This is a genomic window from Shewanella sp. SG41-4 (genome assembly GCF_014164505.1).
Lineage (GTDB): Bacteria > Pseudomonadota > Gammaproteobacteria > Enterobacterales > Shewanellaceae > Shewanella.
The window spans coordinates 1-23433 of record NZ_JACJFI010000043.1; the positions used below are offsets into that span (position 1 = coordinate 1).

Annotated in this window: 18 protein-coding genes; 7 read left to right on the forward strand and 11 right to left on the reverse strand. The window is 42.4% G+C overall.

Going from position 1 to position 23433, the window contains the following annotated elements; all coding sequences use genetic code 11:
- Positions 1 to 231: 231 nt before the first annotated feature.
- Positions 232 to 2064: a protein kinase domain-containing protein gene (locus tag H5202_RS06475; RefSeq protein ID WP_182771349.1), complete on the forward strand. Its 1833-nt coding sequence runs from the start codon at positions 232 to 234 to the stop codon at positions 2062 to 2064.
- Positions 2065 to 2188: 124 nt separating this feature from the next.
- Here H5202_RS06475 and H5202_RS06480 read toward each other — a convergent pair whose 3' ends face one another.
- The 3 genes from H5202_RS06480 to H5202_RS06490 form a co-directional block, all read right to left on the reverse strand.
- On the reverse strand, positions 2189 to 4585 hold the full coding sequence (locus H5202_RS06480; protein WP_182771350.1) for a zinc-dependent metalloprotease: 2397 nt from the start codon (positions 4583 to 4585) through the stop codon (positions 2189 to 2191).
- A 40-nt stretch (positions 4586 to 4625) separates the two neighbouring features.
- Positions 4626 to 8336 (reverse strand): response regulator, encoded by a 3711-nt coding sequence (locus H5202_RS06485; RefSeq protein WP_182771351.1) that lies wholly within the window; start codon positions 8334 to 8336, stop codon positions 4626 to 4628.
- Between the two features lie 281 nt (positions 8337 to 8617).
- Complete coding sequence (locus H5202_RS06490; RefSeq protein ID WP_182771352.1) at positions 8618 to 10012, reverse strand: PhoH family protein; 1395 nt, start codon at positions 10010 to 10012, stop codon at positions 8618 to 8620.
- A 324-nt stretch (positions 10013 to 10336) separates the two neighbouring features.
- On the opposite strand from H5202_RS06490, the gene rapA reads away from it, so the two are divergent.
- Together rapA and H5202_RS06500 are read left to right on the forward strand one after the other, a co-directional pair.
- The gene (rapA, locus tag H5202_RS06495) at positions 10337 to 13243 is read left to right on the forward strand and encodes an RNA polymerase-associated protein RapA (protein WP_182771353.1); all 2907 of its coding nucleotides are present in this window, start codon (positions 10337 to 10339) and stop codon (positions 13241 to 13243) included.
- Between the two features lie 140 nt (positions 13244 to 13383).
- Entirely contained in the window at positions 13384 to 14256 is an 873-nt protein-coding gene (locus H5202_RS06500) for an alpha/beta hydrolase family protein (protein ID WP_336244783.1), read from the forward strand.
- 51 nt (positions 14257 to 14307) lie between these two features.
- Here H5202_RS06500 and H5202_RS06505 read toward each other — a convergent pair whose 3' ends face one another.
- On the reverse strand, positions 14308 to 15114 hold the full coding sequence (locus H5202_RS06505) for a crotonase/enoyl-CoA hydratase family protein (protein ID WP_182771354.1): 807 nt from the start codon (positions 15112 to 15114) through the stop codon (positions 14308 to 14310).
- A 441-nt stretch (positions 15115 to 15555) separates the two neighbouring features.
- Here H5202_RS06505 and H5202_RS06510 point away from each other — a divergent pair, with 441 nt between their 5' ends.
- Together H5202_RS06510 and H5202_RS06515 are read left to right on the forward strand one after the other, a co-directional pair.
- Positions 15556 to 16551 (forward strand): response regulator, encoded by a 996-nt coding sequence (locus tag H5202_RS06510; protein ID WP_182771355.1) that lies wholly within the window; start codon positions 15556 to 15558, stop codon positions 16549 to 16551.
- 15 nt (positions 16552 to 16566) lie between these two features.
- Complete coding sequence (locus H5202_RS06515) at positions 16567 to 17523, forward strand: GGDEF domain-containing protein (RefSeq protein ID WP_182771356.1); 957 nt, start codon at positions 16567 to 16569, stop codon at positions 17521 to 17523.
- An 84-nt stretch (positions 17524 to 17607) separates the two neighbouring features.
- Here H5202_RS06515 and rraB read toward each other — a convergent pair whose 3' ends face one another.
- The 6 genes from rraB to H5202_RS06545 all read right to left on the reverse strand — a co-directional run bounded on the left by rraB (position 17608) and on the right by H5202_RS06545 (position 22297).
- Positions 17608 to 18051: a ribonuclease E inhibitor RraB gene (gene rraB, locus H5202_RS06520; protein WP_182771357.1), complete on the reverse strand. Its 444-nt coding sequence runs from the start codon at positions 18049 to 18051 to the stop codon at positions 17608 to 17610.
- Between the two features lie 100 nt (positions 18052 to 18151).
- Entirely contained in the window at positions 18152 to 18886 is a 735-nt protein-coding gene (locus H5202_RS06525; protein WP_182771358.1) for a 1-acylglycerol-3-phosphate O-acyltransferase, read from the reverse strand.
- A gap of 160 nt (positions 18887 to 19046) precedes the next feature.
- Positions 19047 to 19832 carry a metal ABC transporter permease gene (locus H5202_RS06530; RefSeq protein ID WP_182771359.1) on the reverse strand — a complete coding sequence of 262 codons (786 nt, stop codon included), beginning with the start codon at positions 19830 to 19832 and terminating at the stop codon, positions 19047 to 19049.
- 4 nt (positions 19833 to 19836) lie between these two features.
- The gene (locus H5202_RS06535; RefSeq protein ID WP_182771360.1) at positions 19837 to 20742 is read right to left on the reverse strand and encodes a metal ABC transporter solute-binding protein, Zn/Mn family; all 906 of its coding nucleotides are present in this window, start codon (positions 20740 to 20742) and stop codon (positions 19837 to 19839) included.
- Positions 20726 to 21919, reverse strand: coding sequence for a hypothetical protein (locus H5202_RS06540; protein ID WP_182771361.1), 1194 nt, complete (start codon positions 21917 to 21919; stop codon positions 20726 to 20728). Before H5202_RS06540 ends, H5202_RS06535 begins: the two co-directional genes overlap by 17 nt.
- Before the next feature lie 87 nt (positions 21920 to 22006).
- Positions 22007 to 22297, reverse strand: coding sequence for an ABC-type zinc uptake system zinc chaperone (locus H5202_RS06545; protein WP_182771362.1), 291 nt, complete (start codon positions 22295 to 22297; stop codon positions 22007 to 22009).
- A 226-nt stretch (positions 22298 to 22523) separates the two neighbouring features.
- On the opposite strand from H5202_RS06545, the gene H5202_RS24180 reads away from it, so the two are divergent.
- Entirely contained in the window at positions 22524 to 22649 is a 126-nt protein-coding gene (locus H5202_RS24180; protein WP_259397213.1) for a hypothetical protein, read from the forward strand.
- A 6-nt stretch (positions 22650 to 22655) separates the two neighbouring features.
- Here the strand turns inward: H5202_RS24180 and H5202_RS06550 are convergent, their stop codons facing one another.
- Positions 22656 to 22985 carry a hypothetical protein gene (locus H5202_RS06550; RefSeq protein WP_182771363.1) on the reverse strand — a complete coding sequence of 110 codons (330 nt, stop codon included), beginning with the start codon at positions 22983 to 22985 and terminating at the stop codon, positions 22656 to 22658.
- Between the two features lie 124 nt (positions 22986 to 23109).
- Between H5202_RS06550 and H5202_RS06555 the strand changes: the two genes are divergently transcribed.
- Complete coding sequence (locus H5202_RS06555; RefSeq protein ID WP_182771364.1) at positions 23110 to 23325, forward strand: hypothetical protein; 216 nt, start codon at positions 23110 to 23112, stop codon at positions 23323 to 23325.
- Positions 23326 to 23433 lie beyond the last annotated feature (108 nt).

The window sequence follows — 23433 nt, forward strand, 5'->3', positions numbered from 1 at the left end:
TTGATATAGGTCAAGGTTTACTTATCGTAATTTTTTAGATAGGAAGCGGCAATTTACACATAAAAAATCCTAGCACAGAGAAAAATACGTTGCGATTTTTCTGCTAAACAATTGCCATGCTCACATAGACTGCGCTGATGTTTGGATAGAATCTGTTGTTTTAATAAGAAGCACTTGCCGCAGTAAGGTTAATCAAGGTTTAATGGACTTAACGTCAACGGAGGCCTACCTTTGCAAACACCGCAACTGCAACACTTTTATATCAATGAAGAGCAGTCCATCTACCTGCTCAGCGCCAATGATGCACGCAAGCATAAAGCTTGGATCCGCTTGTGTAAGCAACAGCTGAGTAAATTGGGTTATCAACAAATTGAATTTATTGGTAAAGGAGCCTATGGCTTTGTGTTTGCGGGTATCAATGAATTTAGCCAATCACATGTGTTTAAATTTTCAAGAGTGAATTTACCCCAAAGTGTTCAAGATAGGCTCGAAGAAGAAGCCTATATGCTTAGCCAAGTAAAACACCCAAACATACCTGGGGCGATAAAATTTGAACGGGTTGGTAAGCAAGGCATTTTAGTAATGGAGCGAGCTCAAGGCGAAGACCTCGACAAAATTTGCCAACGATTAGGCGCTTTGCCACCGGTAATGGTCGTCAGTATTGCCAGACAATTGGCCAATATTTTATATTATCTTCGTAAGGGTAAACCTTTAGTGCATGGTGATATTAAGCCATCTAACTTGGTTTATGATATTGAAACCGACAAGTTGTCGTTAATCGACTGGGGCTCTGCGGTATTTGCTCAGCGAGATGAACACGGCCGCGCAGTTGATGACAATGTCATGTCTTTACTATCCAGCGACCAACAGCACACTAACGCGCGCATGGGCGATGTGTATTTTATTGGTGACGATCAACTGAGTGGCGCGTTATCAACGCCTCGATTTGACGAGCAAGGCGCAGCAGCAACCTTGTATGCACTCGCATCAGGACAAATTAGCCGTTTTGGCACAAAAATTATTCCAGCCACCAGCATAGGCTTACCTATCGAACTGGCAAAAACACTCGATGCAATGCTCAGTGATGATGTTGAACGACGTAATCTTGCAGGTGATTATTTTCTCAAAAGTCTTCGCCACAGTCATCGAATGCATTTGCCGATACTATCCACTCCCCCCCTCGCCCCCGACATTCCAGTTTGGGCTCAACCGCGCTCAAAAACGGTTGAAACCGTGAGTTATAGTTCACGAAAATCGTTTTTGAAAGAGCACAATACTCAAGATCCCATTGCTAAAATGGATGATGTGCAATTAGAAAAATATTACCGCAATTTTATGGTGGGTATGGCCGATACCGAAAAAGGCTTTATTGCCGCAGTAGGTCGTTTGGCACAATATCCTATCGTCGGCGGTTTGGTGATCCATTGGCAAGAGTCTGGCGTGTTTATCGACTCTAATTTAGCCATCTATGATCCCGACACTAAAGAGCCATTAGTGTTAGCGGTAAATAATATGGTGACTATGGCGCGAGGGATTAAGCGAATTGGGGTGTTCAAAGCATGCTTTTTTAATGCCAAAGACACGTTACACCTTGAGCGAAAAAGTACCGAGCACCAATATAAAATAACCGGTGAACTGCAAATGCCTTTTGAAGTCGGCGATGTACCCACCTTAGAAGACAAATCTCGGCTGCACTCATACTTTGAAGATGGTAAAGATCCAGAAGAAAACTTGGAACTGCCAGCAGAAATCATGACAGAGCTGGGGTGGTTAAATCAAATTCATCACACAGGTTGTATTATTTTTGAAGCACTGCCAAACCATTTAAAAATTCACAGTTATTTACGTTTATTAAATCCACGCAAACAGGCTGCATTTAGAGCCTGTTTGGATAGAATTATGACTCACGCAAATAAAATCCAAGGCCATGGCATTTCAGGTTTTATGAAACTGCCCTATAAAAACACCCGTCAATTTAGCCATATCGCCCGCAAAGCAGATAATTTTTATCCTAAAAACCCTAAAGTCATCGCTGCTGAAACCATGTTATCGAATACAAAATAGTTATTCCCAAAACGGTTTCTTCACGTTGTTGCGGAGATACAAAGCAATACGCGACCGAAATAGAGGTCGCGTATTTTCCGTTATATATCAATCAACACTATCACCTAACACTATCATCCAACATTTAAATTGGCGAGCCAGGAGGCAAGTCCATCGGCTTGGTGATTAATCGATAAGTAGCATCGGTCATGCCTTTCGTTACACCTTGAAACAGCCAATCGTAATGCGCCGATTGATAATCACTGCCACGACTGCTGCGGCGTTTAAGCTGCTTAGTCATATAGTCCACTCTAGCCGCTAACTGCGCTTTTACTTCGGGTGCTGTTTCAGGGTTATGGTAGGTTCTTAATAGACTGTCAATCACCACAGTATTAACTCGCATTTGTAGCGCAAGGCCCTGACCACTTGGTAAGTCTTGATACAAACTGGCAGCCGCAAGCTTATCGATTAATTGAACCACCGACAGTTGCTGACTGTCTTCCATATAAGCCTGACTGACACGATTTAAACGTTCGGGCGTTAATAATTGCACCACAATATGACGGCTTAATACTTCAGCCATTGCTACAGGATCGATTACCACGCCTATATTTGATCCAAAGCTTTCACGCGTTTTATGATAATTACCCGCTTTTGGCACTAACGCTTGTAACACATGACTTGGCACTAATAAGCTTTCGGTTTGCAAACTCGCCAACAAGGCATCGAGTGCAGCAAATTGCATTTTAGGGCGAACATAATTCCAACGTACGCCAGCACCCACTTGTTGATAGCTATAATCGGTCCCGCCAATCCACTTTGCTGCGGCCTCTATTTGATAACGAGTCAGCAAATAAATGGGCACAAACACATCGGCTAATTCACCATGAGGTTCTCCAGCCAATAACACATCTGAATTAAAGTCTTCAATCGCTTTACGACGCACTGTTTCTAAGCGTATTAATTCCGCTACTGCATCGTTACCACGGTCCCATAAACTGGCATACGCATTACTGGCGCTGGCATTACGAGAGTCCGCTTCTCCAATATAACGAAAGCCTTTACTTAAGGTAGAAGCTAACAAAGATTCGGTCTGGGTAAGGCCACCATAACCATAGGCTATGGTGTATTTGTCCCACTCACCTATTCCTTCGCTGTAGGGCGTAGCAATATCTATTTTATCGCCTTGAAGACTCACGTACGGATGCGGATAATCCATCACAGAAGCATTATCGTTTGTTGATGCCGCAAAGTTATGGTCAAGCCCTAGGGTATGGCCCACTTCATGGGCAGCTAACTGGCGAATACGGGCAAGCGACAATGCCATGGAGGCATCTGCAGCGGCTTTACGATCTGGCCAACCAGCCGTTAGCCCCCGAGCAATGAGATGATCTTGGCGTACTCTTAGGCTGCCAAGCGTGACATTACCTTTAATAATTTCACCGGTACGAGGGTCGGTTACTGCTGCGCCATATGACCAACCTCTTGTGGCGCGATGCACCCATTGGATCATGTTATAACGCACGTCTTGAGGGTCTGCCCCTTCTGGCAACAATTCAACTTTAAAGCCGTCAATAAAGCCTGCATCAGTAAATGCACTCTCCCACCAACGCGCACCTTCCAGTAAAGCACTACGAATTGGCTCCGGTGCACCTGGATCAAGGTAATACACAATAGGCTTAACGACTTTACTTGGAGCGTCACCGGGAGTGACTTTTTCTAATCTGTGGCGCAGTAAATGGCGTTGAGTGAGTGGTTGATCAACTGCGGTAGAATAATCGGCATACTCATCCGATAAATAACCGCTCATGGGATGATAACTACGAGGTTGATAACCCACATCAGGGAGTTGCACAAAGGAGTAGCGCACTTGAACAGACAACAACTTACCGTCCGGAGTAACTTGCTCAACTTGCTTGCCCGCTTTGCTGGCTTTAAAGGTTAAATTGACATCAATATCAGCATTACGCTCAAACGATTTAATCTTTTGCGGTAAAATCACCGACCGACTGCTGTCTAAGCTGTACAAACCTTGCTTAGTTGCCGTTAATACATCCGATACCCCATGCAAATCATTAATCACCAAATCATTAATTGCGACTAATGCGGTTTTGCCCTCAACCAATTTACCGCGCCATAAAATCGACTCTGCAAAAGCTTGCGTTACCGCGTGGCGCTCGGCGACATTATCACTGGAGGCGCGAAAATAGGTATTAAGCTGCTTGAGCACAACATAAGGACCATGTTGTTCAAATTGTACCATTCGGGTTTGACCTAACTGGCCACGGTCTAAACCGATATCATTAGAACCAACACCATGAGGTAAACTGGTCAGCAATAGAAAGGGTTGATTGAGTTTATCCGCTTGTAAATAAAGCTGTGCCGATGTGGCATCGTAAAATAGATTAATAAAGCCTTTTGTCACTTGAGCATTATTGATTATTTTTTGGGCTGAGTCGCTGGCAGCAATTGCTGCGTTAGAAAGTAATGTTGCTGGTGTGATTGCCAGCAACAACGCCAATGAAATACTTCGGCGGACCATAATTAATCTCCCTGTCGTTTATATCCAATTTTCAAAAATACTAATCGTCTTTATGATTATGTTTATATGTAATCCAATGAGATAAGGTTTCAAATAATTCAGTAAGCACAATCGGTTTAGTGATATGCGCATTCATGCCTGCGGCTAAGCTTTTTTCTTTATCACCCGACATTGCGTGAGCAGTCATGGCAATAATGGGCATTTGTTCTTTGTTGTAACGTTTGCGTAATTCAGCGGTAGCCGTTAATCCATCCATTATCGGCATTTGAATGTCCATTAACACTGCATCAAACGGTTTAGAATCAATCACATCTAATGCCACTTGGCCGTTATCGGCTATCACCACTTCATAACCGGCACTTTTCAGTAATTCAGATGCCACTTGTTGATTAATAAAGTTATCCTCAACCAACAAGACTAAACCAGAGGCTTTAGCGGGTTCGGCTTCAATAATAACCGGCATTGCATTTAACTTAGGCTCTTTGGCAAAAGCATTAATAATCTCATCAAATAGCGCCGAGGCCTTAAACGGCTTTTGTAACACCGCATGAACAGACTCTCTTTGCAACTCATGATCTAGCGGCTCTGCAGCATAAGCGGTCATTAAGATTATAATTGGACGCTTCTCTAAGCTACCGTCTGCGACCATTTCATCTATCGCCTTAATAACATCACAGCCGTTCATTTCTGGCATCATCCAATCTAACAACAATAAATCGACTGGTTTTTTACGCAATATCTCAAGTGCTTTTTCACCACTGTCAGCCGTGTCTACACCAAAGCTAAAGTCGGTCATCAATGTCGAATAAATTTGTAATGCACTTGGGTTGTCATCAACCACTAGTGTTGTAAGATTATTTAATTGTTCTGGCACCACCAGCGGCGCGATCACTTGCTCTTCGGCAATGTCAAAGCTAATGGTAAAACTGAAAGTACTGCCTGCGCCCAGTTCGGACTCAACTTGCATGGTACCACCCATCATCGACACTAAATGTTTACTGATAGATAACCCTAAGCCAGTGCCACCATATTTACGGGTGGTTGAACCATCAGCTTGCGAAAAAGCATCGAACAGCATTGCTTGTTGATTTTTACTGATCCCAATACCGGTATCGCGTACCCAGAACTTCATGGTAATGCGGTCATCACGCTCACCCACATCTTCACAACCCAGCTCAACTTCACCGGTTTGGGTAAATTTGACCGCATTAGACAATAAATTAACGATGACTTGGCCTAAACGCAGCGGATCGCCGTACAAGATAAGTCCTGCGGTGACTGGCGCATACAGCAGTAATTCAACACCTTTTTCTTGCGCTTTAATGGCATTAATATCAATAACATGATCAAGCACTTTATCCAGCGGGAACGCGACTCTTTCTAACTCTAATTTGCCAGCTTCAATTTTAGAAAAATCTAAAATGTCATTAATAATTCGCAGTAACGATTGAGCAGAAAAACCAGCTTTATTAAGATAATCTTGCTGCTGCACGGTCAATTTAGTACGTTGTGCCAACTGCAACATCCCAATAATCGCGTTCATGGGGGTGCGAATTTCATGACTCATGTTGGCCAAAAATTCGCTCTTGTACATGTTGGCTAACTCGGCATCTTGTTTTGCTTCAAGCAAGGCGACTTCGTTACTTTTCTGACGGGTAATGTCCTTATGAGTACCGAGCATTCGCTTACTGCAACCATCATCAGAAAACTCAACTGCTCGGCCACGGGATAACACCCAGTAATACTGGTCATTTTTACCGCGCATTCTAAATTCGATTTCATAGGTGCCAACCGGATCTCGCACATAGTGAGAACGATACTCTTGTACCCGTTCACGATCGTCAGGGTGATACAACTCATCTATTGATTCGAGTAACGGTGGAAACTCGTTAGCTTGATAACCCAACATCGAATAAAAAGCCGGATTACAAATAATCTGTTCAGAGTCAATGTACCAATCCCACAAACCATCTTCTACCGCATCCATAGCAAGATGATAACGTTGCTCAGACATACGTAATTGTTCAGCGGCTTCGTATTCACGGGTGATATCGCGCCAAACAGAAATCAAACCTAATAGGTCGCCACGGCGATTGTAAAACGGCAGTTTAAAGGTATCGAGTAATACCGGTTTACCTTCAATATTGACTCGCTCTTGGTAACGTAATGAATGCTGCTGGGTCAGAACTTTGTTGTCTTCCTCGCCAATACGCAAGCCTTGCTCTGGGCTCACCACTTCTGATGACGTTAAGCCAATAATCTCATTTTCGGTATAGCCCAGCATTCTTTCAGCGGACTTATTACAGCCTAAGTATTTGCCTTCTTTGTCTTTAAATACGATCGCTTCCGGGATCGAATCGATTAATGATCGTAACAGTGCAAACTCTCGCTCACGGCGCTCAGTTGTTTCACGTAAACGCTGAGTGCGCCTAGCAACCAAGTTATCAAGACGTTTATTTTGTTCGGCGAGATGAAGGGTATACTGGCGGTTTTCTTCAAAAATACGGCTGACTAACGCAAACCACGGCTCCCAACCACGGGTAATTTTCTCTGGCGGACGGATAGGCGTTTGTGAACAGGCTTCTAAATGAGTTAATAAGCGTGAAGCGGGGCTAACGAATGCTCTGCGAGTTTGCCAATGCACTATGGTAACCAGCAGCGACAAAGCCAATACCACTAACAGAAAACTCAGTTGCAGCTTGTCCCACGAATCTTTAAATAAATCATCTTCATCTTGTAAATACAGTAACCGCCATGGCGCGTTATGCAGTGCAACACTATGAATGTAATATCCATTGCGCAAAATGCCTTCATGGGCATCAAACAATTCAGATTCCGATAAGGAATGTAATTCCGCCGGAATTCGCTGGCTAATGTGGTAAACCTTATTCATTTCATTAGAATCAAAGTCACTGTGAGATAAAATATTATTTTGCTGATCAAGCAAAATCACCGTACCAGGCATTTTAAAGTAAGTGCGAATTTGTTTATCTAGCGATGACAACGTCATGTCGAGGTTGATCGAACCGATAAACTCATCTTCTAGATATACCGGTAAACCAAGCGTAGTAATAAGACCTTGATGCGCCGAATCGATGTATGCCTCACTCCAAAAAACACTGCGTTGTGGATTCATTGAAGGCGTTGATAATTGAAATTGTTTCTTATTGAGCAGCTCATCTCTAAAGCGTAAATCATTATTTTCCCATGGATAAAATGACATCATTCGACGGTTAGAAATATAATAAATCGACGAGGCTTTAGGGGCCGCCTCTTTGGCGACAGGGAAGGATAATGACAATTCAAATAGCATTTCAAGCTCTTGATAAAAGCTCTCGCTACGATCATTTAATGAGCCAGCGCCAGTAATGCGCCCCATATTGGTAAACGGCACACCGCTGTTGGCATAATTGGGTTCTAGTGTGAAGAACTGGCCATCTTCATTAAATTTTTCATACTCCGGTAAGCGCTCTTTACGCACAAACTCACCCAAGCGTAAATGATCCACCGCTACATCCCGCAAACTTTTTACCGCGCGAATACTCGACTCAAGCAATAAGTCGATTTGCATCACATGACGTGCAACTTGTTCTTCTCGCTGTTGTATTTGCTGCTCTTTTTGACGTTCAAACATAATGCCAGCGGTCAGCAAAGCCATCACAATTACCCCGATATAGGTGTAGAACACCGCTCGGTTATAATTACGTTGAATAGGAGATTTTAGTTGTAAATCTGGCTCAGTCGGTTTCATTAACCACCCTTGATACAGCGAAAAAAAAAGACGCGCTGTTTAACGAATAACACCAAAAATGGCAATTATAACAGTGATGATTATGATATCAGGAAGATAAGCTCAATCACATGTATTAATGGCTCCTGAGATACTTGTCCAACCTGCAAGTAATACAGACTACAAATTTTAAGGTTTATTGTAGGCGATAGATAATACATAAGGTTACCTTGTGTAACCTTATGTATTTATAGAGGATATAACAATGATGACGAGAGCGATGTCCTTAGTAAGAAAAGCCGTTACAAATGCTCCTCAGCAAACTCCGCTAAACGAGACCGCACTACGCCATTCAGATAAATATTGGCGCTGCCTTCAAAGTCTTTAAAACGTTCCACTATGTAAGTTAATCCAGACGTAACCGCTGTTAAATACGTTGAGTCAATTTGGGCTAAATTACCACTACAAATCAGCTTAGTGCCCTCGCCCATACGGGTGATCATGGTTTTGATTTGTGACGCGGTTAAGTTTTGACATTCATCCAATATCACCACCGAGTTTTGAATAGATCGGCCACGCATAAAATTAATCGATTTAAACTGAATGTTGGCTTTTTCCATTATGTAATTAACGCTGCCTACGGGATTTACATCATTTTTGTGCAGCACTTCTAGGGTATCGGTTATCGCAGCTAGCCATGGGGTCATTTTCTCTTCTTCACTACCAGGTAAAAAACCTATCGATTCAGCAATCTCTGGGGTATTACGGGTGACGATAATTTTGTCATACAGCTTACGCTCAACCACCAATTCTAATGCCGCCGCCATTGCCAATAATGTCTTACCGCAACCTGCTGGTCCGGTCAAAATGATCAGTTCGATATCAGGATCTAACAAAGCATCAAGTGCCATGCCTTGGTAAATATTCTTTGGGTTAATACCCCACGCTTCATGATGTAATAAGCGATCACGACCGCGATCGATCATCTGTAAATGTTTATCGGTTTTACTGACCACTCGGCCACAAAAATCTGAGCTGTCATCGATTAAATACTGGTTAAGGTAAAAATTTTCATTACCAAGATGTTCTAATGGTACTTGGTGAACCGTATGTAAACCTCTACGTTCGGTGGAGACTTTATCGACATTTTGCCAAAAATCCCCAGGGAATTGATAAAAGCCTTTGGCGAGAAAGCGCACATCATCAATTAACTGATCGCTGCGGTAATCTTCTACGCGCTCAATACCTGCACCTTTCGCTTTTAAGCGCATGTTAATGTCTTTGGTGACTAACACGACGGTGCGGGGAAAATGGATTTTTTGTAAATGCAGGGCGGTGTTGATAATGCGGTTGTCGTTATTGTCACTAGGCAACGAGCCGCTAATAAACTCTATTTGATGATCTGGGAAAATCGATAAGTGACCAGAAACTTGAGAATGTTCTTCGCGAGTAGGCAATGCTACGCCTTTTAAAATTTGCTCCGGGGTTGTGGGACCACCAAGAATATCTTCTAATGCACGTATGGCAACTCGTGCATCACGACTCACATCTCGCTTGCGATCCTTAATACTGTCGAGCTCTTCTAACACTGTCATGGGAATAATTACATCATGTTCTTTAAACGAATATATCGCTAAAGGTTCATGCAGTAACACGTTGGTATCCAGTACAAACAACTTTTTGTCGTTTTGTTGCATGGTGCCTCCAGAGTGCTCTCAATGAGTAGATATCAGTATCATTTAACTAAACGTATAACATTAAGGGGATAATTAAAGTCTCTATTGAAAAAAGGCCATTGCCATGAGCAATGCTTGCCTTAATAAAATAGGTCATTTGTCGGGTAAGAACCCAATGTCATCATCACCTTTGTTTCACACTATGACGTCAATGTGACGCTAACATGTCAGCATGGTGTAAAAATGAACATATAAACGATAAATCAATGCTAGAATTTCAATCTGGATGGGTTTGGTTTAACATACGCCCCCTTTTTTGTTTCACGCAATAAATGAGAGTAGAAGATGCCGTTTGCCTTAGGTCAACGCTGGATAAGTGATACCGAGTCAGAACTCGGATTAGGAACAGTCGTTCAAGTTGAAGGCCGCATGGTTACGCTGCTATTCCCTGCCACTGGAGAAAACCGGATGTTTTCTCGCAGTGAAGCTCCCTTAACCCGAGTTATTTTTAACCCAGGTGACACTGTCGAAAGCGGTGAAGGTTGGAGTATCACCATTGAAGAGCTTGAAGAAAAAAATCAATTAGTGATTTACCATGGTATTCATAGCGAGACGCAAGAAAAAGTCAGTCTTCGTGAGACCATGCTAAGCCACAACATTCGCTTTAATAAACCACAAGATCGTTTATTCGCCGGCCAAATTGACCGCCTAGAACGTTTTGGGGTGCGTTATCAATGTCAGTTATTGCGCCACAAATTAGCCACTTCAGATTTACTCGGCCAGCAAGGCCCACGCGTTGGCTTAATTGCTCATCAGCAGTGGATCGCTCATGAAGTCGGTAGCCGTTACGCCCCGCGCGTACTACTGGCCGATGAAGTCGGTTTAGGTAAAACCATTGAAGCTGGCTTAATTATTCATCAGCAATTACTCACAGGTCGTGCGGAACGTATTTTAGTCATTGTGCCGGACACACTACGTCACCAGTGGTTAGTTGAAATGCTCCGCCGCTTTAATTTACGCTTTTCAGTGTTTGATGAAGATCGATGCGTAGAAGCGTATGCCGACAATGACAATCCGTTCTATACCGAACAGTTAATCATTTGTTCACTTGATTTACTGCGCAAGAAAAAACGTCTTGAACAAGCTATAGATGCTGATTGGGACTTAATGGTTGTCGATGAAGCTCACCATTTAGAATGGTCAGAAGATGCTCCTAGTCGCGCTTATAAAATCGTCGAAGCATTAAGTGAAGTGGTTCCAGGTGTGTTACTCCTTACCGCGACCCCAGATCAACTCGGTCATCAAAGCCACTTTGCTCGTTTACGTCTACTCGATCCAGATCGTTTTTATGATTACGATGCTTTCTTAGCTGAAGAAGCAAGCTATAAAGATGTTGCCGAAGCCGCTGAAGCATTAAGTCAGGATAAAAAATTACCCGACAGTGCCATTAATAGCTTAACCGAGTTGCTAAGCGAGAAAGACATCGAGCCAAGCATTCGTTTGATCCAGTCAAAAGATGTTGATGCCGAATCACAACAAGCGGCACGTCAAGAATTACTCCAAGAATTACTCGACCGTCATGGAACTGGCCGCGTACTTTATCGTAACAGCCGCGCATCAGTTAAAGGCTTTCCGAAGCGTTTATTTAATGCATACCCACATGACATGCCTGCGCAGTACGTGACCGCTGAACGCGTTAACGCCATGATGGGCAGTGCCAAGCAACCACTGGCTAAAGCAGCGCAGGCATTAAGCCCTGAGAAGCTTTACCAAGCCTTTGAAAACGACAGTGCCAGCTGGTGGAAGTTTGATCCACGGGTAGACTGGTTAATTGAGTTTCTAAAATCGCATCGCAGTAAAAAAGTACTGATTATTGCTAGCCAAGCAGAAACCGCATTAAGCCTTGAAGAAGCTCTGCGAACCCGCGAAGGTATTCAAGCTACGGTATTCCATGAAGATATGTCGATTATCGAACGCGATAAAGCCGGCGCTTACTTTGCTCAAGAAGACGGCGGCGCCCAAGCATTAATTTGTTCTGAAATCGGTTCTGAAGGACGTAACTTCCAGTTTGCTAGTCATTTAATTTTGTTCGATTTGCCACTCAACCCTGACTTGTTAGAGCAGCGTATTGGTCGATTAGATCGTATTGGTCAACAAAACGATATCCAAATTCATTTGCCTTACCTGCACGATACCGCTCAAGAAAGATTGATGCGTTGGTATCACCAAGGACTCAATGCATTCGAACTCACCTGCCCGAGTGGCCATGTGTTGTTTAGTGAATTTGCTGATGAGCTCATTAACGTACTTTGCGACGATGATGAAGACCAGATGACTCAATTGCTGAATCACACGCAGCATCGCTACAAAGAGCTTAAGCAAGCAATGGAACAAGGCCGCGATAAACTGCTAGAGATCAACTCTCACGGTGGCGAGCGTGCTAATACATTAATCAAGCGTTTATCTGACAGCGACAACGATACTCATCTCATCGGATCGGTCATTCGTTTATGGGATATTATTGGTGTCGATCAAGAAGATCGCGGTGAAAACTCGATCATTTTGCGCCCTAGTGAACACATGATGTTCCCTACTTATCCTGGGTTGCATGAAGACGGTATCACTGTGACGTTTGATCGTGAAACCGCTTTGTCTCGTGATGACATTGCATTTATCACCCAAGAGCATCCTTTGGTACAAACCGGCTTAGATTTAATCACCGGCTCAGAAACGGGTACCACCAGTGTGGCAATTCTAAAGAATAAAGCGCTTCCAGCGGGTACTTTGTTTTTAGAATTAATTTATATGGCCGATGCCTCTGCGCCAAAATCGACACAGTTATACCGTTACTTACCGCCGACACCCATCCGAGTGTTGCTGGATAAAAATGGTATTAACATGGCAAACAAAGTGGACTACGCCAGCTTTGACAAACAGCTAAGTGCGGTAAACCGCCACATAGCGAGCAAGCTTGTCAATGCCTCTCAGCCTATTTTGCATCCGTTATTGGCCAAAGGTGAAGAGTATGCAAAAGAGTCGCTAACGCAGCTAGTAGTAGATGCTCGCGCCAAAATGACACAGCAACTTACAGGCGAGCTGGAACGACTTGAAGCCCTAAAAGCAGTAAACCCGAACATCCGTGAAGACGAGCTAGAATATATTCGTAATCAAATGGTCGAGATAACTGGCTACATGGACAACAGTCAATTACAGCTTGATGCAATACGTATGGTGCTTGTCAGCCACGTATAACGGCTAACAAACATTCAGCAATGCTGTATTGCTGTATTAATAATGTTGTGTAACCAATGCCCTGTATATCAGGGCATTGTTTTTATTTACCGTTATACATTAAGCTAACCGCATTATGATGTTATTCGCTCGAGGTAATCGTGCAACTAGGACAACTGAGTCAATTATTGATCGTAACGGTAAGTATATTGCTGGCAGCGCCTAGCGCAGAGGCACAGCAGCCCTATAGCCACTTGCCTACCGATGAAATTAAATTTATCACTATTGATGGTAAACAAAGTGAAGTGCTTGTGCGCTCTTGGCAGAGTAAAAAACACTTTGGTTCGGCGATGATTATTGCCGCCTCTGACACCGATGCAGATGCTGCAGGCTTAGCCAGCTACTTACGAACCAATATTAATTCCCGCGGTTGGGCAAGTATTAGCTTAACGCCGGCTAAAGGGCTATATCGGCCTAACTATGCGACAAAACCTGAAGAAGTGACTAAAGCAGGCACCGAACAACTGCAATTAACCAGCAATAAGAGTACTCCAAAGTATGAGTCATCTCAGTTACTTGAGCTGCGTAATTTTCAGCAAAATAATCTAAACGAAGCCCTAAACCAATTAACCTCAACCACCAGTTTGTTCCCTGGAGGCAAGATTCTAATTGTTATTGATGACACGGCAGGCATGGTCACGAATCTGCTTTATGATAAAAAAATCCCCACCCCTGATGTGCTAATCATCGTCAATGCTTATCGCGAGTTCGAGTACTTAATTGATCCGCAAAGTCAGCGTAAATCGATCGCTGAACAATTAGTCACCATGTCGATCCCTATTCTTGATATTCAATCTGCTGATGCACATCCAAATTCAATTGAACAAGCGCCTACTCGGCTCAATTACAATCAAGTTAAACCTACTAAGTATTATCGCCAATACCAAATGAGCCTAGACTTAAGCAGCCCTAGTGGCTGGGAAGAAGCCCTCGATCAAATAGAAGGCTTTTCCAGAACGGTAATCGGAAGATAATATATTCAGCGAAGCCGTTACCGAGAACGGCCCATTAGCGAAAACAGCTCATTACCACCAAGATTGGCGAGAGCGATAGGCTTTATCTGGATTTTTTGTTTGTCGAATCGCAGCAATCACACGGTTTTTACCTAATAACAATCGAATTTGGCTTAGTGACTCACGCGCTAATAGACTGCGCACCGAAGCGGTCCAACTTTGATTGATACTGCGTTTAATGGCTGCATTAGCATCCGGGGAAGTGCGGATGATTTTTTGAGCCAATGCAGTGGCACACTCATAAGCGTTATCACTTATTTGAGTCACCAAACCTAACTCCAGCGCTTGCTCGGCAGTTAAAATATCCGCGGTATAGGTCAACATCATCGCTTTGTCTTTCGGCATAATTTGTCTTAATGCCACCAAACCAGCCATATCTGGCACCAGTCCCCACTTTGCTTCCATGATCGACAACTTACAGTTTGGCGTTGCAATACGAATATCCGCACCTAGCGCTATTTGAGTTCCACCGCCGTAGCAACAACCGTCTAAAACCGCGATAACAGGAATAGGTAAACGCTGCCACCCCAAAGATACACGCTGAGCTAAATTGGCATTACCAGGCAACCACTTGAATAAAAGCTTTAATGCACTTGTGGGTGAACTCGCGACACTCTTCACATCTAAGCCAGAACAAAAGTTACCTTCGGCGCCGGATAAAATAACCGCATTCACTCGTTTATCACCCCGGATCTGTTTAATAACCATATCAATCGCGGTAAACATTTCAACATTAAGCGCATTTATTTTACTGGGCCTATTTAAGCAAACATGGGCAATGCCATTATCTACCGTAAACTTTATTAACTCTCTTTCCATGAAACACCCTGTTACTGGTCAGTCCAGTTTTTAGACTAACATATCTGGACTATCTGGCGAATAGTAATAACATGACAAATACTCGACAGTGGTCAAAATATTGTCATGTTATTTCTAAAAATAATATTGAGTGATAGCCTTATGTTTTATAGTGTATAAACATAAATATCCTGTATTCATGTTTAGGCGAAAAATATCAAACCTGATTGGTTTAAACCTAGGTTAGATAGTGGAATGGCTGGCGCATGCTATGCAATTGCTTATATTCAGTGATTTAAATGTTAAAACTAAGTTATCAATATTGTAAGCAAATAAGTATAATGAGCTAACGAAAAAAAAATCGCTGTAAATAGTCTTATAATAATAACTATCCGCCTCGTACCACTCGCGTTTGTATTCACGAGTTTTTTCTTAAAGGCGAAATAAGGAAGACCAGCAACAATGACCATTCCAATATTAATATGCGACGATTCTGCACTCGCCAGAAAACAAATGGCAAGAACCCTCCCCAAAGATTGGGACGTTGAAATTAGCTACGCCACCAATGGCGCGGAAGGCCTTGATATCATTCGCGCGGGTAAAGGTGAGATTGTGTTTCTCGATCTCAACATGCCAGTTATGGATGGTTACGAAGTACTTCAAGCTGTGCAACAACAAGATTTACCGGCACTGATTATTGTAGTGTCTGGTGATATTCAAATTAAGGCTCATGAACGAGTCAAAGCATTAGGTGCCCTCGACTTTATTCAAAAACCCGTTAGTGCAGAGGCCATCAGCCATATTCTGCAAGAGTACGGTATTTTGACCCTTACCCAGGGCAGTAAAACAGAAGAAGCCCCAATGATGAAAGTTGATATGCGTGATGCATGTCAAGAAATCGCCAACGTGGCGATGGGTAGAGCTGCAGACTTACTCGCCAAGCTTCTGGATGTATTCGTACTATTACCAATTCCTAATGTTAATGTACTTGAAGTCAGCGAATTAACGATGGCGTTAAAAGCCACCGAACGAAATTCAACAGTCTCAGGGCTTTGCCAGGGCTTTATTGGTGCAGGTATCGCGGGTGAAGCGTTATTGCTGTTCCATGATTCTAGCTTTGAAGATATGGCAAAGTTAATGGGCTTAGAAAACCCAAACGACATAAGTACTGAAATAGAAGTGATGATGGACACAGGTAATGTGCTCATTGGAGCATTTTTAAATGGTATTTCTGAACAACTCGACATGAAATTCAGTCAAACCCACCCAGTAGTACTTGGCAGACACTGCAGTGTAAACGAGCTCATTCACGATAATTCTGACAAATGGCAACGAACTCTGGCGATGGAAATTAACTATCGAATAGAAGATTACAATATTGAATGTGATCTTTTGCTGCTATTTACTGAAGACTCAATTCCTACGCTGAACTACAAGCTTGGCTATTTACTCGACTAATGTTGGATACTTTTTATGTCAAATGATCAAAGTGCGATGAACGAACTCCACTGGCTAATCGATATGGTGCAAACCATTGAGGTTGGTTTAGTTGTGCTCGATCGCGACTATAATATCCAACTTTGGAACGGTTTTATGGAAAACCACAGTGGTGTTTCACCCAATTCCATTAAAGGTAGTAATCTATTTGAAAAATTTCCTGACTTACCGGCTAGTTGGTTAAAACAAAAAATGGAATCGGTTTTTTTACTGAAAAACCGCACATTTATTAGTTGGGAACAGCGCCCATACGTATTCCAGTTTAAAAATTATCGACCAGTGACTGGCCGAGCCGATTTTATGTACCAAAATATTACCCTACTTCCATTAGCTTCATTAACGGGGCAAATCACTCATATCAGTATTATTGTCTATGATGTGACCGATATTGCGGTTAATAAGCTGCAACTTAAAGCGGCTAATGAGCAACTTGAACAACTTAGTCAAACCGATGGTTTAACCCTTTTACATAACCGTCGTTATTGGCAAATTTGCATGGAAAACGAATTTGATCGTTATTCACGCTACGGTGATACCGCATCATTAGTGATGATTGATATTGATAACTTCAAACGCATAAACGATGAGTATGGCCACCCTGCCGGTGATAAAGTGATCCAACATATTGCCTATTTGTTAAAGCAAGCACTGCGTGACACAGACTGCGCGGGGCGTTATGGCGGAGAAGAATTTGGGGTCGTACTGTCAAAAACCACCGCAGAAGAAGCTCTCCATTTTACCGAACGGTTAAGAAAGCGCATTGAAGAGTCGGAAGTCGCATTCGAAAACCGCCTGATAAAAGTCACAGTGAGTCTGGGAATTAACGATTTAGATTCCGAAATAGATAATAGCTCAACCTGGTTATCAGGTGCTGATAAAGCTTTATATGTTGCCAAGCAAGGAGGTCGTAACAAAAGCATTATTCATAAATAAACAGTGTTCAAACCTGTTCATCAGTCATAAAAAAACGCTCATCAATAATGAGCGTTTTTTTATGGAATTAGACAAGCGATTTAGTTAGTGAAATTTATCATCTGACTCATTTTCATCATCTTCAAAGTCTTCGTCATAATCTTCGTCGTCTTCTTCACCTTCACCTTCAACTTCATCACCGACAAAAAAAGTACCCCAACCGTCGTAGTCTACTTTTTGCTTGGCAGCGACAAGAATCAACTGTTCACATGCTTTATCCAGTAAAGGCACTTCTAGCTTATGCTTGGCTATGGCATCAAAACAGAAAATGATTGAACCATCTTCAAGTTCCATTTCTTCTGCATCATTCACTTCAAAACCAAGCTTAAATGCATCAACAGCAGCTTTTTCTAAACGATCAAAATTTGTCGCCGAAAAATGATGTTCAATCGTATATTCCGCATCAGGCTCTGAACCATCAGCAAGTAAGGCATCAACAATTTCAAGATTCTCAGCAAATTGCTCTTTTAACTGACGCTCAACAGACATGGATTACTCCGTAAATAGGACTCGTAAAAATTTAATCAATTATACCCAAACTGACACAAGTTGCGAACTTCTGACGGATGTTTGACTAACGATGACATTGTTAAGCTTTGGCTTGTTGAATTAATGCTTCTGCTTCTTTGTTTAATTCAACTAAACGCGTCGACATAACTTGATGCACCTTAGCATTTAACGCTTTAACATCATTTTTATCTAAGCCCGCCGTTGGGATAGGTTCCATCATCTCCACAATCACCACACCGTTGTTCCAACGATTAAGGTTAATGTGGCTCTGACACGAAGCTAATACTGGTACTATCGGCGCTTGAGCGGCTATTGCTGTATGAAATGCTCCCACTTTAAACGGTAACAATCCACGACCGCGAGAACGAGTTCCTTCAGGAAATATCCATACCGACAGTCCTTTATTCTTCATTCTTTCTACGGTTTTAGCCATAGTATCAAAAGCACTGTGACGATTTTTACGATCAATAAGAATATTGCCTGATAACCAATAAATTTGACCAAATAGCGGCATCCACGCCAGGCTCTTTTTACCTAAGCTAACCGTCGCTTTTGGTACCACTGACGTATGAGTAAACAAATCAAAATTATTTTGATGATTCGCAAGATAAATGCAAGGTTCCGATGTAGCACTTACAGGATGAACACGTTTAATGACCTTAATGCCTAATATTGGTGCAACAGAACCAAAGATACTGGCAATTACATGTACATTATTACGATGCATTGGCCGTACAAGGCAAAAAACAATCGAAAATACAAAGAGTAAAAATAAAAGTACGGCGAGAATGATTGAACGAGCGATAAGCAGCACAGCATACTCCTGCAATAAAATTGGCGTCAGTATAACGATGCTAGTCTAGGGACTCAACGTTTTGTTTACATATGTACGCTGAAATACTCTGCCCCTGTGATCTGGGGCAGAATAACTTGTATATATGACAGAAGCTTATATAAAGCTAGATAACAGATAATTATTTAGCTGGTTGTTGTGCTGACACCGGTGAACGTAGCTTAAGTAGCATTCTAAATAACAATGCACTTAATGCTAACGTTGCAACAATAGCGGCACCACTCGGCAAGTCGTAGCTAGCAGACAACAGTAGCCCAGCAATATAGCCCACTATGCCGACGCAATAAGCCCACACTAACTTGGTTTTACCTTGATACTTATTTAATGCCAATGCCGGTAAAATAAGCGTGCTAAACACTAAGTACACGCCTACTAACTCCACCGACAAAGTAATCACTAATGCAAATAAAAAGTAAAAACCAGCACCATCTAATATCCGTGGTTTAGCGATGATCACCCCAAGAATACCTGCAGAGACCACTGCAGGTAATGCTAATTGAGACCAACTCACCCACAATATTTGACCAGACATTAATTGTTTCAATAACTCAGCGCCATGAGGATCATTGGCTAACAATAACATTGCCGCCACCGCACTGAGCACATAAAAACAACCAATAAATGCCTCGAGCTCACCGACTAAGCGTTTTGCCATCCAAGCGATAACACCAGCACCGGCCAATGCAAACAACGCCGGCATCCATACATGAGCAAACGGTAACTCTTCTACTCTATGATCTATGTGCGATACGATTGCCCCCAATGCAGCAACCTGAGCGATAGCCAAATCAATGAAGATAATGCCACGCTTAAGCACTTGTTGACCTAACAACACATGAGTTGATAACACTAATAGCCCTGCCGCTAACGCAGGCAACAAGATAGACAGTAGCTCGACATCAAACATAGTGTTATTTCACTCCATTCAATAACGTTAGCAAACTATCGTATAAACTGATTAAGTCTTTACTCTGCTCGTTACCACCTACCGACATCGGTAACACCAATACCGGCAGATTTGCGCGTTCACCTAACCATTTAGCCCCTCGTTCATCTTGGTATGATGCCACTATTACCGCCATTACATCGCCTTTTTCAGCACGAGTAAGTAATAAGGCTAGATGGCTGCTGGTGGGTGCTAAGCCTGGTTTAGGCTCAAGATCTGCCACTTGCTCTATTCCAGTCCAATTAAATAAATAACGGAAGCTCGAATGATAAGCGATGACCTTTTTGCCGGCTAAGTTTTTAGCTTGCTCTTGCCACTGCGGTATTTTAGCCTGCCAACGTTGGCTAAAGTCGCTCAACGACTGGGCATAACGACTGGCATTTTCTGGATCAACTTCAGTAAGCTTAGCGCTCAAGCTCTGCGCAACGGTCAACATCCGCAAGGGATCTAAATGCAAATGAGGATTTCCCTTTGCATGCACATCGCCCATTGAACGATCTACTTGGGTTAACTTATCTAAGGTATCAATTTGATCTGCGGCAAAAAACAAGCCTTTATCCGTTGATCGAACCTTAGGATTAGCAGACTTCATTTGTAACATTGGCAGCCAACCAATTTCTAAATCGGCCCCTGCGCACACCACCAAATCAGCTTGGCGCATTTTAGCAATCAAGCTTGGTCTTGCTTGTACTTGATGTGGATCTTGCATCGCTGTGGTGGCCGAATACACCCTAGCATCGGGCGCTAAAGTTTGCGCTAATGCGGCATATTCAGGTTCACATGCAAACACGTTCAGTTCCGCTTTAGCTGTCGCGGTAAACAGCAGCGACATTGAAGTCACTGCTAAAAGCAATTTAGAATTGATGTGCACCGTGAGATCCTAATGACATGACATATTGTAAAGTAAAGATATTATCATCTTCAAAACCATCGAAATTAGTGCCAGTCTGATGAGTGTATTGCAAACGCACGGTCGAAAAATGACTGCTATGCCAAGCAAGACTGACTTCTGACTCTTTTAATTTCTGTGGGTCGAGGTGATCTTCATGGATTTCATTAGTATCAATTTGTCCATAACGAATCCCAGCAGACCAACTTGGTGAAAATTGATACACACTACTCACGTACCAACCTTGATGATAGTCATCGGTACTAACGTCCTCATGATCTGCCTCAAGAATATGTCCAGGCTCCATACCAAAAATGTCAGTAACTCTAAAATATTCGCCACTGACGGTTAAGTTTTGATATTTGTAATTACCATTCGGTGCCCACTTATAAACAAAGTCAGCAATGTAGGTATTTTCGCCTGTGTAAGATGCACTATGACTATGCTCAGCATGTCCTTCATCAGCTGCTTCGTCTTCATGCTCGTCTTCGGCATAAGCTTGGCCATTCTGATTACGCAAATAGCTCAATCCTAGTTGCCAAGAACTCTCGATACCAATGTCACCACCGATTTTGGTTAATGCGGTATACACGCCAACATCATCAAAATCACGCTCTGCGTGCTCATCTGTAGCGCGTAAGCTTTCGCCTTTAAACGCTTCAACGCCCATAGTCCAGTAGAGATCAGTTGGGGCCACATAATTTAAACGAATACCATCATCAAAATAATGACCACCTAAAAATGCACGATATGCCGCTGGACGATCCGTAAATGCATCGGTATGTAAATGCTGATTATTTAAATACCCAATATCCGATAAAAATCGACCCGCACGAACCGATAAACCGTAAGGCATTGCTAATGTTTGAATAAAGGCTTCTTCTAAATTAAGCTCTGTTTCACCGTCATGAGACTCAACAACCGCAGTCACTTTACCGTAAAACATTTCATCTATGTTGGCACTTAATGCCAACTCAGTTTCACCTAAACCAAAACCTTCTGCACGCTCAGCTAATGGGCGGTCACCCGTTTGATAATAACCATCGAGCACCGCACTAATACTAGGATTAGTTAAACTAGAATCTTCTGCCATTGCAGAATACGAACTCACAGCACAAGCCAGTGCCAATAACGAAACACGTGTGTTTAACGCAGACATAATATCTCCAAAATACAACAAGTAGCCGACTACCTGGGTTTAGAATAAACCGACAGATAACGGGAAATAAATTATTACAATGTTGGACTAACGAGATACTGGTGGGGCACGGCTTTGGTAGTAAGCTTGAAATACGCTAAGTAAAAAAGGCAGCGTATATTGTTGGCGCTCAAACGTTTGCTTAGAAACGGCAAACACCAAATGGGAAGAGTGAAGTATTTTATTAAGCTGATGCTGATGAAAACACAAGGTACAATGATTTTGTACGCCGTCATCGAGATGTTTAACTGAGTGTGCAGAGGCAGCAACAGACAACACAATCAAAATGGCACTGAGCCAGATTGCAATAGTTTGTCTTATTTTGATGCGGGAACTCACCAGCACAACTCCATCAAGTTAATAAAGTGAGCATTAGTGTAAAAGACCACTGTTGAAAAGCAACACTTAGATTGTGACAATTCATGACAACCCATTCACAAAGACAATCATTAGCAACTAGCATTAACAACTAATAGATGACTAAGTCGTTATTTTTAAGATAGGCTTAAGCTATTACCCATACCATAATGGATGTGTAAAACATCATCATTACAGGACAAACACCATGGCACAATTTATTAAAGAAAACATTGGCATCATTTTAGTCATGATCATTGTTGGGGTTGTCGTGCTAGGCGGGATTTACTATGTTGAAGCATCACTTGAAAGCCAAGTGATTGAGGTTAAATAACCTCACTTATTTCGCACTAGTTTCTGCACTAGGATCATTTTCAGGCGCTTCAATCAGCTGTAAGTGATCCATAATATGCGATAAGCCAACCATAATAACGGCTAAAATAACCAATGGCGTGGTGATAAATCCAACACCCTCAACAAAATAACCTACTGCGGCAGCAATCACGCCACCATAAAAACCTACTATTTTAACAACTGACAAATATTTATTATGCCCAAGCCATGCATCGCAATGAGGGCACTGAACTTCTACTGACAAACCTTTACCGCGACTGTCTTTTACCTTCGCAATTGAAAAAGATTTGTAGCAATGAGCACATTGCAGCGACATGATTATTTCCTCAGTTCAATAATGGCGGCAAGTGTAACAAATTACCAAACCAATTACTGTACTTGGCTCCTATAGGATTTTTCCATTATCATAGCCGCAACTCAGAGCCAAAGGACGACTTTCCATGCTACGGATTTTACTTACGTTATTATTATTCACCTCGTCAGTGTTTACGACGCCATCTCTTCGAGCAGAACAAGATGCAATGGAACCCATAGCTGCCACTAACCAGCTAACCGATTCCCAGAATCAAATTAGTCGCTTACAACAAACGATCGAACAAGATATCCAGTTATTATTGAAAGCAAAAGGTGAACTGCGTTGTCACAGCAATGCTTAGGCATCGCTAATTGAAAATCACCTTGAGGTGCAACATAGTGAAAACCAAAATGAGTTTCGTCGCTGATTTTAGTTTGCTTCGACAACTCTAGTGTTTTTACCGACACTA

Bases quoted from the DNA above. Each gene is read 5' to 3' on its own strand.
- rapA (WP_182771353.1), top strand. From the start codon at position 10,337: ATGCCGTTTGCCTTAGGTCAACGCTGGATAAGTGATACCGAGTCAGAA.
- H5202_RS06510 (WP_182771355.1), top strand. From the start codon at position 15,556: ATGACCATTCCAATATTAATATGCGACGATTCTGCACTCGCCAGAAAA.
- H5202_RS06485 (WP_182771351.1), bottom strand. From the start codon at position 8,336: ATGAAACCGACTGAGCCAGATTTACAACTAAAATCTCCTATTCAACGT.
- H5202_RS06540 (WP_182771361.1), bottom strand. From the start codon at position 21,919: ATGTCTGCGTTAAACACACGTGTTTCGTTATTGGCACTGGCTTGTGCT.
- H5202_RS24180 (WP_259397213.1), top strand. From the start codon at position 22,524: ATGGCACAATTTATTAAAGAAAACATTGGCATCATTTTAGTCATGATC.
- H5202_RS06530 (WP_182771359.1), bottom strand. From the start codon at position 19,832: ATGTTTGATGTCGAGCTACTGTCTATCTTGTTGCCTGCGTTAGCGGCA.
- H5202_RS06550 (WP_182771363.1), bottom strand. From the start codon at position 22,985: ATGTCGCTGCAATGTGCTCATTGCTACAAATCTTTTTCAATTGCGAAG.
- H5202_RS06515 (WP_182771356.1), top strand. From the start codon at position 16,567: ATGTCAAATGATCAAAGTGCGATGAACGAACTCCACTGGCTAATCGAT.
- H5202_RS06490 (WP_182771352.1), bottom strand. From the start codon at position 10,012: ATGCAACAAAACGACAAAAAGTTGTTTGTACTGGATACCAACGTGTTA.
- H5202_RS06480 (WP_182771350.1), bottom strand. From the start codon at position 4,585: ATGGTCCGCCGAAGTATTTCATTGGCGTTGTTGCTGGCAATCACACCA.
- rraB (WP_182771357.1), bottom strand. From the start codon at position 18,051: ATGTCTGTTGAGCGTCAGTTAAAAGAGCAATTTGCTGAGAATCTTGAA.
- H5202_RS06555 (WP_182771364.1), top strand. From the start codon at position 23,110: ATGCTACGGATTTTACTTACGTTATTATTATTCACCTCGTCAGTGTTT.
- H5202_RS06505 (WP_182771354.1), bottom strand. From the start codon at position 15,114: ATGGAAAGAGAGTTAATAAAGTTTACGGTAGATAATGGCATTGCCCAT.